The organism is Lentilactobacillus dabitei, assembly GCF_019061365.1.
Classification (GTDB): domain Bacteria; phylum Bacillota; class Bacilli; order Lactobacillales; family Lactobacillaceae; genus Lentilactobacillus; species Lentilactobacillus dabitei.
Window position 1 is genome coordinate 473 of record NZ_JAHPPD010000029.1, and the last position, 15,970, is coordinate 16,442.

General features: G+C 44.7%; 14 protein-coding genes and 1 riboswitch. Of the genes, 5 read left to right on the top strand and 9 right to left on the bottom strand.

All coding sequences use genetic code 11. From position 1 onward, the window contains the following. The first annotated feature begins 142 nt into the window (after positions 1 to 142). Positions 143 to 367 (top strand): helix-turn-helix transcriptional regulator, encoded by a 225-nt coding sequence (locus tag KTE19_RS06015; RefSeq protein ID WP_217165022.1) that lies wholly within the window; start codon positions 143 to 145, stop codon positions 365 to 367. Positions 368 to 637: 270 nt separating this feature from the next. On the opposite strand, the gene KTE19_RS06020 is transcribed toward KTE19_RS06015, so the two are convergent. From KTE19_RS06020 to lysA, 7 genes are all read right to left on the bottom strand, one after another. Continuing rightward, positions 638 to 1,720: an aspartate-semialdehyde dehydrogenase gene (locus tag KTE19_RS06020; protein WP_217165020.1), complete on the bottom strand. Its 1,083-nt coding sequence runs from the start codon at positions 1,718 to 1,720 to the stop codon at positions 638 to 640. 245 nt (positions 1,721 to 1,965) lie between these two features. After that, entirely contained in the window at positions 1,966 to 3,153 is a 1,188-nt protein-coding gene (locus tag KTE19_RS06025) for an aminotransferase class I/II-fold pyridoxal phosphate-dependent enzyme (RefSeq protein WP_217341844.1), read from the bottom strand. Positions 3,154 to 3,195: 42 nt separating this feature from the next. Beyond that, entirely contained in the window at positions 3,196 to 3,969 is a 774-nt protein-coding gene (dapB, locus tag KTE19_RS06030; protein ID WP_217341845.1) for a 4-hydroxy-tetrahydrodipicolinate reductase, read from the bottom strand. A gap of 35 nt (positions 3,970 to 4,004) precedes the next feature. Beyond that, complete coding sequence (dapA, locus tag KTE19_RS06035) at positions 4,005 to 4,910, bottom strand: 4-hydroxy-tetrahydrodipicolinate synthase (RefSeq protein ID WP_217341846.1); 906 nt, start codon at positions 4,908 to 4,910, stop codon at positions 4,005 to 4,007. A 40-nt stretch (positions 4,911 to 4,950) separates the two neighbouring features. Beyond that, positions 4,951 to 6,102, bottom strand: a complete 1,152-nt coding sequence (locus tag KTE19_RS06040) for an N-acetyldiaminopimelate deacetylase (protein WP_217341847.1) — start codon at positions 6,100 to 6,102, stop codon at positions 4,951 to 4,953. Between the two features lie 4 nt (positions 6,103 to 6,106). Continuing rightward, entirely contained in the window at positions 6,107 to 6,817 is a 711-nt protein-coding gene (gene dapD, locus KTE19_RS06045) for a 2,3,4,5-tetrahydropyridine-2,6-dicarboxylate N-acetyltransferase (RefSeq protein WP_217165010.1), read from the bottom strand. 24 nt (positions 6,818 to 6,841) lie between these two features. Then, complete coding sequence (lysA, locus tag KTE19_RS06050; protein ID WP_217341848.1) at positions 6,842 to 8,149, bottom strand: diaminopimelate decarboxylase; 1,308 nt, start codon at positions 8,147 to 8,149, stop codon at positions 6,842 to 6,844. Positions 8,150 to 8,566: 417 nt separating this feature from the next. After that, positions 8,567 to 8,746, bottom strand: a riboswitch (Lysine riboswitch). 395 nt (positions 8,747 to 9,141) lie between these two features. Between lysA and KTE19_RS06055 the strand changes: the two genes are divergently transcribed. Both KTE19_RS06055 and dapF read left to right on the top strand, forming a co-directional pair. Further along, positions 9,142 to 10,512: an aspartate kinase gene (locus KTE19_RS06055; RefSeq protein WP_217341849.1), complete on the top strand. Its 1,371-nt coding sequence runs from the start codon at positions 9,142 to 9,144 to the stop codon at positions 10,510 to 10,512. 31 nt (positions 10,513 to 10,543) lie between these two features. Beyond that, positions 10,544 to 11,533, top strand: coding sequence for a diaminopimelate epimerase (gene dapF, locus KTE19_RS06060; protein ID WP_217341858.1), 990 nt, complete (start codon positions 10,544 to 10,546; stop codon positions 11,531 to 11,533). Between the two features lie 92 nt (positions 11,534 to 11,625). Here the strand turns inward: dapF and KTE19_RS06065 are convergent, their stop codons facing one another. Beyond that, a complete protein-coding gene (locus KTE19_RS06065) occupies positions 11,626 to 11,847 on the bottom strand; it encodes a hypothetical protein (protein ID WP_347339403.1) in 222 nt (73 codons plus the stop codon). 4 nt (positions 11,848 to 11,851) lie between these two features. Further along, on the bottom strand, positions 11,852 to 12,445 hold the full coding sequence (locus KTE19_RS06070) for a hypothetical protein (protein WP_217163448.1): 594 nt from the start codon (positions 12,443 to 12,445) through the stop codon (positions 11,852 to 11,854). Between the two features lie 127 nt (positions 12,446 to 12,572). Here KTE19_RS06070 and KTE19_RS06075 point away from each other — a divergent pair, with 127 nt between their 5' ends. Then, entirely contained in the window at positions 12,573 to 14,933 is a 2,361-nt protein-coding gene (locus tag KTE19_RS06075; protein ID WP_217163446.1) for an ATP-dependent DNA helicase, read from the top strand. Positions 14,934 to 15,034: 101 nt separating this feature from the next. Further along, positions 15,035 to 15,886 carry a fumarylacetoacetate hydrolase family protein gene (locus KTE19_RS06080; RefSeq protein ID WP_217163444.1) on the top strand — a complete coding sequence of 284 codons (852 nt, stop codon included), beginning with the start codon at positions 15,035 to 15,037 and terminating at the stop codon, positions 15,884 to 15,886. Positions 15,887 to 15,970 lie beyond the last annotated feature (84 nt).

The window sequence follows — 15,970 nt, forward strand, 5'->3', positions numbered from 1 at the left end:
TCAGGGAAGTTGTTGAACACTATATCGATAATCAACGCTGATAACACCTTTTGGTGTTAGTTTGTGCATTCATCTACCTGGTTAAAATCAGGAGATTTCTGCGAATCCTTTCATTAAAATTTTTACGAAGGAACGTCCCGGCTTGGAAAAGCAGATTGCATACTACGACCAACAATTTGATTACGCAACCGCAATCATTGACCTTCGTAAGTCGCTCAATTTAACCCAGCAGCAATTGGCAGACCGAATCGGGGTTCCTCAACCAACGATTGCTCGTTGGGAAACTGGTAATGGCAATATCACAATGAAAAACATGGAAAAAATTGCCCATGCGGCCAACAAAAAATTAATCATTGGCTTTGCTTAGTCATTTTGCTATTCTTATCGTTTCTTTCATATACGACATATAGTGTAAGATATCAAAATATGTCGTATATGAAAAATCCAATCACTATTTTGATCGCCAATTAGTGAGACCGGGACATTCAAATTCCGAGTCTCGCTTTTTTATTACGTAAAAAGGGCCAACCACTTCGAAAAAATTGGTCAACCCTTTTGTTAATTCTTTAAATTGAGAGAAATGATTTTATCTTGCCTATAGACCAACAGCGCCGACGTGACTGGTGCTAGTCGCTCACTAGCCCAAATAAGGATTGTCCGGTACTCTCACCAGATCATCAGCAACTAATCGTTCAGCAATCTGAACAGCATTCCAGGCAGCACCTTTTAACAAGTTGTCAGAAACAACCCACATGTTGAAGGCCCCTTCGTTTTCATAATCAGGGCGAACCCGGCCAACAAACGTTTCCCGTTTACCCTCAGCATTAATTGACTGTGGGTAGATTTGGTGAGCCGTGTCATCTTGTAAGACAACGCCATCAGCTTGGGCCATCGCATCCTTAATCTGATCAGTCGTTGCACTCTTGTCGGCAACCTCAATGTAGACTGATTCCCCATGAGCAATTCGGATTGGCACTCGGACACAAGTTGCTGTTACCTTGATGTCCTTGGCATCCATGTCGTCCAACATGATCTTCTTAGTTTCGTGGATCATCTTCCACTCTTCATGAGTGTAATAGCCATCTTGTTCGAAGACATCAATTTGAGGTAAGAGGTTAAAGGCCATTTGGTAATGCTTTTTGTCACCCTTAGTTGGCAAAATCTTTGGATCAGTTGGTTCGCCGTTCAAGACTTGTTGAGATTCTTCCATCAACTCATTAAGGGCAGATTGACCCGCACCGGAAACGGCTTGATAAGTTGAAACGATAACTTGCTTCAAACCAAATTTCTTATAGATGGGTTCCAAACAAACCACCATCTGAATAGTTGAACAGTTGGGGTTTGAGATAATACCGCGATGATTGTATAGCGCTTTTTCGTTAACTTCAGGAATGACCAATGGCACTTCTTTTTCCATTCGGAAAGCACTGGTGTTATCAACGCACACTGCACCACGTTTAACAGCTTCTGGCAGGAACTTCTTAGAGGTTGAGCCACCTGCTGAAGACAGCACCAAATCAATCCCATTGAATGAGTCTGGGGTGGTCTCTTCGACGGTCACATCTTCGCCTTTGAATTGAAGCACCTTACCTGCGGAACGTGATGAAGCCAGTAACTTAACACTCTTTACAGGAATGGTTGATTGTTCCAACTGCTGGATCATCCGAGTTCCAACAGCACCAGTAGCACCTAAAATTGCAACGTTAAACTCTTTCATCATAAAACTCCTTTTCTATAGTGAGCGGAGCAAAGCGGTTAGGAAGCGGAGCATAAGTCTCCTCAAACTGAAATTCCCGATTTTGGAATTTTAGTTTAAGGTGCTTATGCGCAGCTTTCTGCTTTGCGCAGCTGTCCTAATATAGTGAGATTAGAAACTGGAGCCTAAGTCTCCTCCCGCAAGAATCCCTGGTTTTGGGATTTTTGCGGGAGGTGCTTAGGCGGAAGTTTTTGCTTTGCGCAGCTATCCTATTCAGCTAATTCTAACAAATATTGATTCATGCGATCCATTGCCAACTTGATATCTTCATCAGCGGCTGCATATGACATTCGAATCCAACCTTCACCTCCAGGGCCAAATGCTGAACCTGGGGTCACGCCAACCTTAGCTTCCTTTGCCAATTTAGTCGCAAATTCCACTGACGTTTCGTTTATTGTATCAGGAATTTTGGCAAAGATGTAAAATGCGCCTTGAGGAAAGGCAATTTGCATCCCCATTTGCTTCAATCGATCCGCGATGTAGTCCCGCCGCTTCTCATAAGTAGCCCGCATTGGGATTGGATCATCCAAACCATTTTTCAAAGCTTCCGCAGCTGCATACTGAGCAGGATTGGAAGGGGCGGTGACAACAAATGCATGCATCTTGGAAGCATTGGTAATAAAGTCCTTGGGAGCGGCTAAATAACCGATCCGATATCCGGTCATCGCATGGGACTTGGACAAGCCATTGATCAAAATCGTTTGCTCAGGAATCATGCTGGCAATTGAGTGATGCTCAACCCCATAAGTCAGTTCACAGTAGATTTCATCGGCCAAAAAATACATCTTGTGCTGAGAAATAATGTCTGCCAACGCCTTCAATTGGGCCTCAGAATATTCAACGCCGGTTGGATTGGTTGGATAATTTAAAATAATTGCTTTAACCTGATCGCCGTTCTCATCGAGAGCTGCCTGCAGTTTCTCAGGGGTTAGGACAAAACCATCGTCAGAAGTATCAATTGGAATCAATTCTGCGCCAGCGACTTTGATGAGTGGGAAATACAACGCAAATGCTGGGGTTGGGACAATCACCTTATCACCAGGATTCAAAATCGTGGTTAGGGCTGAGTAAATTGCTTCCGTTGCACCAACCGTGACGATTACTTCCGATTCCGGATCGTAATAAACGCCAGTCCGCTTTTGAAGATAATTGCTGATACCTTCACGCAATTCAATAATTCCCTTTTGGGCTGAATAATGTGATTTATTCTCCTTGATACTTTCAATCGCGGCTTGCTTGGCATGTTCCGGCACGTCGAAGTCCGGTTCACCAATCGTCAATTTCACAATCCCAGGAACTGATGAAATCTCCTGATCAAATTCTCGAATTCCTGAAGGGGCAACTGACGCAACGTTCTTGTTAACAATCCCTGAAATTTTGCTATCTAACTGTGGCATTTTATCCTCCCGTTGTTGATATCTATTTTAACTCTGTTGTTGTTATAAAATGTTTTCCAATCCGAAAATGAGCTCCGTCGCTTTGGCCGCAAATGGGACCGCAATTTTAACCCCACTCATAAACGAACCACGGTCAAACGAGTCCTGTCTAATGGTTAAGGCCTCGCCTTTGCTGCCGAAAAGCACTTGCTCATGGGCAACGTAACCTGGCAGTCGAACCGAATGGATCTTGATGCCATGATAGTCACCACCACGAACACCCTTCAAAGTTTCCTCTGATGCTGGTGCTGGCTTGTCACCACGGACTTCACTGATCATTTGAGCAGTGGAAAGTGCCGTTCCTGATGGGGCATCCAATTTGTCTTCGTGATGCATTTCAATGATTTCTGCATCCGGCATGTACTTCGCAGCTTCCTTAGCAAATTTCATCAACAACACTGCGGAAATCCCAAAGTTCGGTGCAATCATGCCACCAACCTGTCTTTCAGCTGCAAGCTTCTGTAACGTCTTAACTTGGTCTTCACTCAGACCTGAAGTTCCAACAACTGGATGAATGCCATGTTCAATCGCAAATTTGGTATTCTCAAATGCAGCCGCCGGAACCGTAAAGTCGATCCAGACATCCGCATCAGTTTGAATATCATCTAATTGACTGAAGACTTTCACATTGTCACTCAACCCCATCCCTTGCAGATGGTTCCTATCAATTTCGGGATTATAGGCGCCAACCAATTCAAAATCGTCAGTCTCATTGACCATTTGAACCGTCTTTTGACCCATTGAACCCGTAAATCCAGCTACTAGAACTTTGATCATCGGAAAAACTCCTTTTTAACCATTATTTTTTCAATTTAAACCCGTGCTTTATCAAACGGAATGTCTGACAATTGGGCAACCCCAAGGGCAGTGGCCAATTTGGCCTCTTCCTCGTCGTTTAACGAGAGAATCGGCAAACGGCAATCCCCGACGCCATACCCGTTGGCGTTTAATACAGCCTTAACTGGAGATGGTGATGGGTACATGAACAATGCCGCCATTTTAGGGGTGAGATCACGCATCAATTTGCCCGCTGCGTCAACGTTTCCTGAAGCCAAGTCATCGTACATTTCACGCATTTCACTACCATAGATATGGCTGGCAACGGAAATGACCCCGTTAGCACCCACTGTTTTAGCGAATAATGCCTGGGCATCTTCACCTGTGTAAACGTTAAATCCTTGGGCAACGTTTTGAACCAAGTACTCCAAGTCTGCCATTGACCCACACTGCTTAACACCAGCAATGTTTGGGTTCGAAGATAAGGCCACGATGGTATCGGTTGTCATTGTCACGCCAGTTCGGCCAGGAATATTGTACATAATAATCGGAACAGCAGATTGAGCTGCAACCGTTGTAAAATGCGCAACCATCCCCCGTTGGTTCGGCTTGTTATAGTATGGCACAACTACCAGAGCGTAATCAATACCGGTTATCTGGCTAACTTCAGCGGTAAATTCAGTCGTTTGGCGGGTATTATTACTTCCCGTTCCGGCGATGATCGTTCCTCTACCAGCCACAATCTTGGCAAATCGGGTATAGAGTTCGATTTTTTCATCATGGCTCAAAGTTGGTGTCTCGCCAGTAGTGCCACCGATGACAAATCCTTTACTGCCAGTTTCAATACAATGATTGGTGAGTCGTTCGAGGGCATCAAAATTGATTGTCCCATCGTCCCCAAATGGCGTGATAATTGCTGTCATAATATCTGCATTAATCATAAGAACCCCTACTTTCTTAATTGACCTTGATCTTCATCGATTACTCATTCATCCTGTAATTCAAGAATCTGATAATTGACCCAACACCCTTTGAAATTGACGACTCCTTCGGGTTCAAGGTCGCTGAATGCAGTTGAGAGTCATCATCGACTCCCAGCCAAAACATGGTACCCGGGATCTTCGAAAGCAGATAGCCAAAGTCTTCGCCGGTCATGGCCGGTTCGGTCTCAACGAATTCTGTTTTCGGGTCCTGTTTAGCAAATGCTATGAAACGTCTGGTTAATTCGTCGTTATTCTCGACTGGTAAATAGCCACCTTGATTAAATTGAATATCTACCTTGGCACCATAACTAGTGGCAACCCCATCAGCAACTTGCTGTAGTCGATCGACAATGTGCTCGATCATCTTCTGAGTGAGCCCCCGGATCGTCCCTTCGATTCGGGCTTGACCGGCAATCACATTTCGGATCGTGCCGGCGTCCAATTTGCCAAAGGTGATCACGCCACCCTCAATTGGATTAACGCTTCTGGAAACAATTGTCTGCACTTGGTTAACGAACTGGGCTGCCGCAACCACCATATCGTTAGCATCTTGCGGATAAGCCGCGTGCCCGCTTTTACCGATCAGATCAACGTTCACTTCAGTGGTCCCGGCAAATAACGTTCCCATCCGACAGCCAATCGCGCCAGCCGGTAAATCAGGATTGTCATGCAAACCATAAAATTCATCTGGCCGCCATTTTCCTTCAAATGCGCCTAATTCATAAGCAACCTTACCGCCATTTTCACTTTCTTCAGCGGGTTGGAAGAAGAAGATCATGTTATCCTTTGGCTGATGTTCCGTGAAGTAGTTGAGAACCCCAAGGGCCACCGTCATGTGAATGTCGTGCCCACAAGCATGCATCACACCGGGATTTTTGGAAGCGAACGGTAATCCTGTAGCTTCGGTCACCGGCAAGGCATCGATATCAGTTCGATAACCAATTGTCCGCTGAGGATCACTGCCATTCACATAAACCAGCAAAGCAGTCGGTAAGGTTTTAACCTCTCTAATTTCAATATACTGTTGATTGAACTTTTTGATCGTCGTCAGCAGATAACCGTGAGTGGTAAACTCGTGCATTGCCAACTCTGGATGTTCATGTAAATGGCGGCGAATATCAATTAATGCTTCCTGAGTGAGTTGAGCCATTTAATCACAGCTTTCTTAAATCGTCTTCCAAACCCGTTTCAGATGTTGTCTTATCGTCAACATCTTTGATTTTACGGGCAGGGACACCGGCAACGACTGTACGGGGAGCAACGTCTTTGGTTACAATTGCGCCGGCAGCAACCACCGCACCTTCACCAACGTGGACGCCTTCAATGACAACCGCGTTAGCGCCAATCAACACATTATCGTCGATTTGGACTGGTGTTGCCGAGGCGGGTTCAACCACCCCGGCAAGCACCGCGCCGGCACCAATATGCGAATGTTTCCCAACAATGGCTCGGCCACCCATGACAACGCCCATGTCGATCATGCTGTCATCGCCAATTTCCGCGCCGATATTGATAATGGCGCCCATCATCACAACAGCGTTATTGCCGATGGTGACGTGATCCCGGATAATCGCACCTGGTTCAATCCGGGCATTAATATCTTTAACATCTAATAATGGAACAGCGGAATTTCTGGAATTTGCTTCGATTTCATAGTCATCGATTGCTGATTTGTTTTTCTTCAAGAAATGTTTGACGTCTTTCCAATCACCAAACAAGGTAGCCGTGTGCTTTTCCGCGAAGGCCTTGATCGTTTTTGGAAATTTGATGTCCTTGATTGATCCCTCGAGATAGACCTTGACGGGCGTCTTCTTTTCAGCATTACCAATAAAATCGATGATTTCTCGTGCGCTTAATTGATCCATTATGATTCTCCTTCGAGTTATTTCCTATTGTAGTGGTTGATCGAGTGATACTAAATCTGCAAATGTTTCTCGTTTAATTGCTAACTGGGACTTGCCATTTTCGACAAATACCACAGCCGGCCTTGGATTACGATTATAGTTTGACGCCATTGCGTAGCCGTAAGCCCCAGTTGCCAGCATTGCCAGCACGTCTCCCGGCTTAGTTGCGGGTAAAGCCTGCTTTTGGATCAAGATGTCGCCTGATTCACAATACTTGCCGGCAACCCGAACCGTTTCTTTCATTGGTGCCTTGGGATTGTTAGCGAGGACTGCTTCATACTTGGCTTGGTATAAAGCGGGACGAATGTTGTCGCCCATACCACCATCTACCGTCACATACGAACGAATCCCGGGAACATCTTTACGGCTGCCAACTGTGTACAGATTATAACCTGCCGGGCCAGCAATTGAACGACCGGGTTCGATCCAAACGGCTGGCATTGGTAAGGATAGTTCACCAACTCGTTTCTTGATCGCCTTGACAATCGCGTCCACGAACATCTCAGGGGCAATCGGATCGTCTTCTTCAGTGTAGCGAATCCCAAAACCACCACCGACGTTAACCACTTTGGCTTCGTACCCAACTTCTTGATGCCATTGACCTAATGTATCGATCAATTTAGTGGCCGCCATTTCAAAGCCCTTGACTTCAAAAATCTGAGAACCAATGTGGCAGTGAATGCCAAGCATGTTCATCCGTTTGTCTGCCAGCACTAAGTCCAGTGCTTTTCTGGCCTGACCACTTTGAAGATCAAATCCAAATTTACTATCTACCTGGCCGGTTTGATCATATTCATGGGTATGAGCGGAAATTCCGGGCGTCACCCGTAACATCACATTGATGCTGGCGTCTTTTTCCTCTAAAATCTGCTTCAATAAGTCAATTTCATGGAAGTTATCCAAGATGATGACCCCGATTTGGTGATCAACAGCCATTTCCAACTCATCAACCGATTTGTCATTGCCGTGAAAACTGACATGATCCATTGGAAAGCCTGCTTTAATCGCGGTGTACAACTCACCGCCAGAAACAACATCGATGTGCGCATTTTCTTGATTCACCAATTGAAACATGGCGATGCAGGCAAAAGCTTTGCTGGCGTAACTGATGGCATAATCAACTCCGTTATCGTTAAAGACCTTTTGGAAATGATGAATCTGATCTCTAATTGCCTTAACATCATAGACAACCAATGGTGTTTTATATTGTTTGACCAGATCAAGGCTGTCGACACCGCCGATTTCTAGATGGCCTGATTGATTGACTGATAACTGATCGAGCTGATTACTCATGTTGGGTTCCTCCAAATGTTTGTAGTTGATGGACTGTTAATTTTGATTCAATGTTTTTGATTCATATAAGACGCATAGGCATGGACTCTGTTATGGAATGCCATTACTCCGTTAGGCAGAAGATTACGCATAAGCGGCCTCTGCTTGGCATCATGGATGAAACGTGTTCCACCAAGCAGCGATCTGCACGTAGGCACCTTTCTACTTGGCGTCATAGATGAAATGTGTTCCACCAAGCAGGAATCTCCACATAAGCACCTTTAGGAAAAATTCCAAGCCCAGGAATTTTTCCTAAAGGCGTCTTATGCTGCGATTCCTAACCGCTTGGTTCCACACTCTACAAAAAAAGTCCCTTCATTCGGCGCTAGCCAAACAAAGAGACTCAGAATTTTATAGTCGCAATAATATTCTTTATCAATTGTCGTTAGCGCCCCGCCACGGCGTACCATGGCGACAGTCCAAAGCCTCTTAAGCTAAGTCCCAGCGCGCCAAAGGCTACCTCCCTTGGTGCTTCGGCAACCGCCCCTTTTGCCAGCTTCAAAGTCCAAGTAGGAACTCCACTGGTTACTGATGTTGGTCGCAACCTCTAATGATTTAATTGACATAATTCTATAATGTTTCTCATAAAGTGTCAACTGTTTGTGGAAATTTATGCAAGATAGTGTGTGAATACTAGATGTACAGATAGAATTGAGAAAGTTAAATTGTAATACTGCACAAAATTTTTTATTGGTTTGGGGGATGGGTTGGTGGTTGGGTTGTTTTTTACGTAGATTAGGACCGCTCCGCAAAGCAGAAGTCTGCACCTAAGCTAACCCAATCAAAAATCCCAAGCCCGGGGATTTCCGATTGGGTTAACTTAGGATCCGACTTCTAACCGCTTTGCTCCGCTCACTCTCACTCTTGCAAATTCATTCAAAAATGCTAGAATTCGTTTTAACGATTTCTAATCGAATTGTTAATTAATGGGAACATCCAGGGAGTGGAAATTAATGAAAGTTGTCAAGTTTGGGGGCAGTTCTCTTGCGGACGCCGCCCACGTTGAAAAAGTCGTTCAGATTGTGCAAGCCGATCCAGATCGCAAGGTTGTGGTTACTTCTGCACCCGGCAAACGTTTTGCTGGTGACATCAAGGTAACCGATCTGCTCATCAAATATGCCAATGCCACTTTGGCAGGCGATACCGATCCAAAGTATGTTGCTGATATTTTCACTCGTTATGAAGAAATTGGCCAAGGATTCAATGTTCCTGAAGCTGTATTAGCTGACATTAAGGCCAAATTAGAGTCGCTACCAAAACAATCCTATCCAAATGATGATTATTTGATGGCGGCTTTTAAAGCTCATGGTGAGCGATTAAATGCTGAGCTTTTTGCGGCCTGCCTCACTCAATCAGGAACCAAAGCCCGTTTCGTTGACCCTAAGGAAGCCGGTATTTTACTCAGCGATGATCCGAACCAAGCGTCTGTGCTGGAAGAAACCTATGATAACCTCAAAAAAATTAAAGTTGGTGATGAAAAGCTCGTCTTTCCTGGATTCTTCGGCTTCACTAAAAATGGTTACATTGCAACCTTTGCCCGGGGTGGATCTGATATTACCGGTTCAATCCTCGCCCGCGGTCTGAATGCTACTCTATATGAGAACTTCACCGATGTCGATGCCATTTTTGCTGCTAACCCTAAGATCGTTGATCATCCACTGCCAATCACCAAGATGACTTTCCGCGAAATGCGAGAACTCTCTTATGCCGGCTTTTCGGTGTTCAATGACGAGGCCATCATTCCGGCTATCCAGGGTCAAGTTCCAATCAATGTCAAAAACACCAATAACCCTGACCTGCCGGGAACACTAATTGTCCCTGAAAAAGATGTCACCCCAACCCGACCGGTAACTGGAATTGCCGGTTCAAATCGCTTTGCGGCTCTCTACTTGCATCGTTACTTGCTGAACAAACAAGTTGGGTTTACGCTCAAAATTTTGAACATTTTATACAAGTATGGCGTATCATACGAACATATGCCCTCCGGAATTGATGACCTCACCATTATTTTCGACCGTAATCAGCTGGATACCGACACCATTCACAAGATGTGTGCCGATATTCAGAAGACGCTCAATCCTGATACTTTGGAATGGATTGACGATTATGCGATCATTATGGTTGTCGGTGAGGGAATGCGTGCTAAAATTGGTACTATTGAGAACATTATTCGTCCCCTCGCTGAACATGGCATCGCCGTCCACATGATTAACCAAGGTGCATCCCGAATTTCAATCATGTTGGGGACTCGCGAATCGGATGCCGATGATGCTGTCAAATATATTTACCAGCACTTCTTTAGTAATACGAAATTAAAGGTTTAACAAATCAGTTTCATAATTGGAGGAACACATGATGGTGCAGTTATTAAAAGTCCACGGATCCCAAAACCAATTTTTCATTCTTGATCAAACGCAATTAAAAAATAAGCTTTCCGATCAGGAACGAGTTGACTTGGCAAAACACATCACGGATGAAAAAGCCGGTCTTCTGAATGGCGCCGATGGCTTATTAGTGATCGACAGTTCAGATCATGATGGTGCGCTTGGCAGCATGGAAGTCATCAACACGGATGGTAGTATCGCTTCAATGTGTGGCAACGGCTTAAGAACCGTTGCCCGCTACTTGTCAGAAAAATATGGCAAGGATGAGTTCAAGGTTCAGACCCAGGATAGTGACCTTGATGTTCATAAAGAAGCTGACCTCGCGGCTGGTGTACCAACCTTTAGTGTTGAAATTTCACCCATTTCTTTCAACAAGGAATCCCTGCCATTTGATAACTTTGGCGTGGACAAAATCATTGACCAACCAATTCCTGAATTTGGGGTTGGCGTTCATTTTACGGCCTTAGCAGTTCCAAATCCCCACTTGATTGGCTTTGGCAACTTCAAAACAATGAAGCCTGATGGCCTGAGAGTGTTAGGTTCCATGCTCAATCATAAGAACAAGTATTTCCCAGATGGTGTGAACGTCAGTTTCGCGGAAGTTGAAGGGCCAAACACCCTCTTTGTTCAAACTTTCGAACGCGGGGTCGGCATGACCAACGCCTGCGGAACTGGGATGTCAGCTGCCAGTTTGGCCTTTTGCTTGAACAAGCCCGGCATGGCTGAATTTGAAAAGACCATTACCGTTTATAATCCAGGTGGCATGGTCAAGACCCGTGTTCATAATAACGATGGCGACTACACCATTGATTTGATTGGTAACGCCACCTTCACTCACACTGTTGATATCGATGAAGCCGCTCTTCATGCAAATGACTTGAGTGATGCTGAAGTTGAGGAAACCAACGAACAGGATGCTTACGATCAATTCGTAGGCGCACTCGATAACGGCCGATTCTAAACATTAAAACAAGCCTAAGATAGGGTACAGTTCAATCCAAATGAAAAAGACAAATCTTCCAATATTTTCTGTGGAAGATTTGTCCTTTTTTGTTATGCCCCAGGAGTTGTCCGCTCGTTCTGCCACACTTCAGCAATTAATTGGTTAGCCATCACCTTACAAATCAACTCAATCAACTGGTCCTGCATGTATTTGGTTGCGTCAAAGGTAACCGCATGGCCATTAATCTTAGTCAGGGTCATCCCCTTTGTTTCAATGGCAATCTGATACTTGGCAAACGTGGTCACAATTGCCTGCAGCTTTTTTTCATTCATCAATTTACTGGCCTCCCAACTTCAATTTTAGCCGCCATTCATCTTGACGAACTTGGTTGTCAGTTAAGCGCAGATCCATGTATGGAGTCACCGATAATAAGAAATCCTTCACCTGTTCATAGTGAGCCTTGCTGGAAAAATAATGATTGGCTTTCCGCTGTGACAACTTATCAATTTTAGCCTGTAAATCCTTCAAATAGGCTTCAACCAACTGAATGGTATTTTCTCGAATACTGGCCACGTAAGCAATCTTTTCGTCCTTAGGATCTTCAATTTCCAATTCTTCAACTAAGTGAAAATTGTTAAGTTGGTCAGCATCGGCATTCAATAAGTCAATCTCGTGATTCAAGACAGCCGCTTTGAAGCCTTCAAGATCAGTTTTATCCAGATAGGCTGGCAGCTCATGACCATTCACCTTTACCAACAATTGTGCCTTTCGGGTAATCCCGGCGCCAAATTTGATATGGATCACAAAATTCTTTTTCCCAATATAATTGACATTATCCAAAATAAGCTGGGGATTATTGGTCACAACCATCCCCAAAGCAAAGTATCGGGCGTGTTTAGTTTTCAATAATTGACCAAATTTCGGTTCCATCACTGCCTCCGATTTCGTTGGATTCAATGTTTTAATTGTATAACGTCAAATTTCGACTGTATAGTGTTTTTAGTTTGTTCAGCTATTGTATAATGTAGGGCAGTGAAAAATCGAAAGGAGGGGCAACATGACTGTTCATCAAATTGGCATTCGCGAGCTAGTTGAATTTTTACTGCGAACCGGCGACTTGAGTCCTGTCATCAGCAGTGAAAACACCCCTCAGGAAGGCAGTCGGATTCACCGAAAAATCCAGCGGAGTCGACCAAGCACCTACAACGCTGAAGTCGCCCTTAAAACTTCATTTGATTATCAAAATGATGAGTATGTCATCAATGGGCGAGCGGATGGGATCGATACCAAACATGACCAGATCTTGATTGAAGAAATCAAAACGTCCGATCTCGAATACACAGCGATCCCGCAGTCCACCCTCGATCTTTATTGGGGACAAGTGAAAGTGTACGCCTATATCGTCCTTCAGGATCAAGATCTGGCGTCGCTCACCATGCAGCTGACGTATATCCAAACTCCAGATGAAATCATCACCACCAAGCAGCAAGTCATCACGAAAGATGAAGCCAATCAATTTTTTACTGACCTCATCACCGAATACAAAGAGTGGCTCAAGTTGCGCCGTGAACTTGACGAGCGCCGAATTTTTTCAGCTAAACAACTCAAATTTCCATTTGCCAACTATCGTCCCGGCCAACATCAACTCGCAACCAATGTCTATAAGACGATCATGCTGGAAAAGCACTTATTTGTTGAAGCGCCGACTGGAACTGGTAAGACCATTTCAACCCTCTTTCCAGCCATTAAATCAATGGGCGAGGAATTGATTAGGCGGGTCTTCTATTTCACCGCCAAGCAAAGCACGCGCCACGTTGTAGAAGATACTATTTCAATCATGAGTAAAAAAGGGCTAACCCTCAAAAGCATCACCCTCACGGCCAAAGACAAGATCACCTTCCCGGCAGAAAAGGATGTTGCCCCCGAAGAGAATCCTTACATGGTGGGCTACTATGATCGGGTTCGTCCCGCCATTAAAGACCTCATCCAAAACGAGAATCAAATCACCAAAGAAACGATTCAAAAATATGCTGAAAAGCACAAGGTTGACCCGTTTGAATATTCACTGGATGTCAGCCTATTTTGTGATGTGATCATCTGCGACTACAACTACCTGTTCGATCCCCAAGTCCACTTACAGCGATTCTTTTCGGTTCCCGATAAAGACAACTGTTTTCTGATCGATGAAGTCCATAACCTGGTCCAACGATCAAGAGAAATGTACTCAGCCACCTTGGAGTCAACCCCGATTGACCCCTTAATCAAGCTGTTATCACGTAAAAAAGCTGCGAACGCCAAATTAATTAGCAAGCTCAAATCACTGAAGCGCTCATTCAAACGTTATAGTAAGGATGCTGCAGCAACCGTTGATCACCAGCTTGCCCAGCTTGAACCACTAACGAATTTCAACACTACCCTCGGTGATTTGATTGAGGTTACTCATCAATGGTTAGCTACTCAACCGCCGAGTGACACGGTTGATGCGGTGATTGACTATTACTTCGCCTGTCGCAGTTATTATTTGATGGTGCAATTTTATGACGAAACTTACCGTACCAGAATAATCGTCAACGGTAATCGAATCGTTTTCCGTCAGTTTTGTTTGGACCCCAGCGAGCACCTCAAGGAAAGCTTGGACTTAGGGCGGGCAGCGATTCTCTTTTCAGCAACCCTCAGCCCAATTAACTATTATCAACAAGTTCTGGGAAATGAAGAAGAGAGCTTGTGCATGATTTCCAATTCTTCATTTCCACAAAAAAATTCTCAGGTCATTATCGCCAATAACATCAACACCCTCTACGCCAACCGGCAAAATAGTATCGAGCCAATTTGTGAGACCATTTTGACCATGATTTCGGCAAAAGCTGGCCATTACATGGTCTTCTTTCCGTCCACCACTTACATGAACTTAGTCCTCAACCGCTTTGTGGAACGTTACCCGGACGTGACCGTTGTCAATCAGCGCCCTGATATGGATAACGCCGACCGACAAGAATTTCTGGATGAATTTCGCAGCCCCGATGGTCAAACCAAAGTCGGTTTTGCCCTTCTTGGCGGGATTTTTTCTGAAGGAATCGACTTGAAATACGACGCGTTAATTGGTGTCGGTATCGTGAGCGTGGGTTTGCCTGGCATGAATGAAGAATCTGACTTGATCAGGGATTATTTTGATCAACTCAATGGTCAGGGATTTTCATTTGCCTACCAACTTCCGGGATTTAACAACGTCAGCCAGGCAGCCGGCCGGGTCATTCGCACTAACGACGACAAAGGCGTGATCGTGCTGATGGATCGGCGATTTAATCAAACCCGTTATCGCCAAATTTTTCCGCAGAACTGGCAAAATATTCAAGTTTCAAATAATGACCGTCAGCTGAATCATTTATTGGGACAATTTTGGAAGAATGGCAATGTTTGAGAACGAGTCGCTTTCTGGACACACTCACTCTGGTTCCCATTCACAATTGGGTGTATACTAATATCGCTATTTGTAATTGGACTATGCCAGGAGGGGTTATATTGAAATTAGCAATGTATGAAGATAAGCCAACATTGGTGGCTCTCCAAAATAATCAATTCTGGGGAGTCCCAGTTGATGGCTACAACTCAATCGACGACATTTTAAACGATTGGCAGGGATTCGTATCCAAAGTTCTGATTGATGTCAGTGACGAAAAAATCATTAACAACGATGATTCCAAGGCACTTGATCCATCTCAGTTTGAGTTACCCGTTCAACATCCCCGTCAAATTCCAGCAATCGGCTTCAATTATCTTGATCACATGAAAGAAATGGCAACTGCCAAGCCTAAGGCCCCCAACGTCTTTAACAAATTTGTCAGTTCCTTGGCGGGTCCGCAGAACGCCATTCACTTGAGCAGCGATACCGTGGACTGGGAAACCGAATTAGTAGTTGTCATTGGCCGCGGTGGCCGCAACATCAGCCGTGAAGACGCCGAAGATGCGATTGCCGGCTACATGGTCGGCCAAGACCTTTCCGATCGGCAGATGCAGTCAATTGACGGTGCCGGCACTCAATTTGATCTCAGCAAGTCATTTAAGCACTATTCACCAGTTGGCCCTTACATAAGCACAATCGCCGATACCGATGACATTGTTTCCAAGCAAGTTGTTACCAAGGTCAATGGTGAAATCGTCCAACAGGCAACCATTGACCAGATGATCTTCGATATTCAGACGCTTGTATCCTATATTTCCGGCGTCATTGACCTGTATCCTGGTGATCTCATCTTCACTGGAACTCCTAGTGGAACCGGAGTTGGTCGGGATCCACAAGTATTCTTGAAATCTGGCGATGTCATTACCAGTGAAATTGATGGCTTGGGAGCTATTTCAACGAAAGTTAATTAACGAGTTAAATACAAAAATTCCGGGAGAAGTTGTCTCTCGGAATTTTTTGATTGGTCTGTTGATGTTTAATGCAAGGGGCTTGGC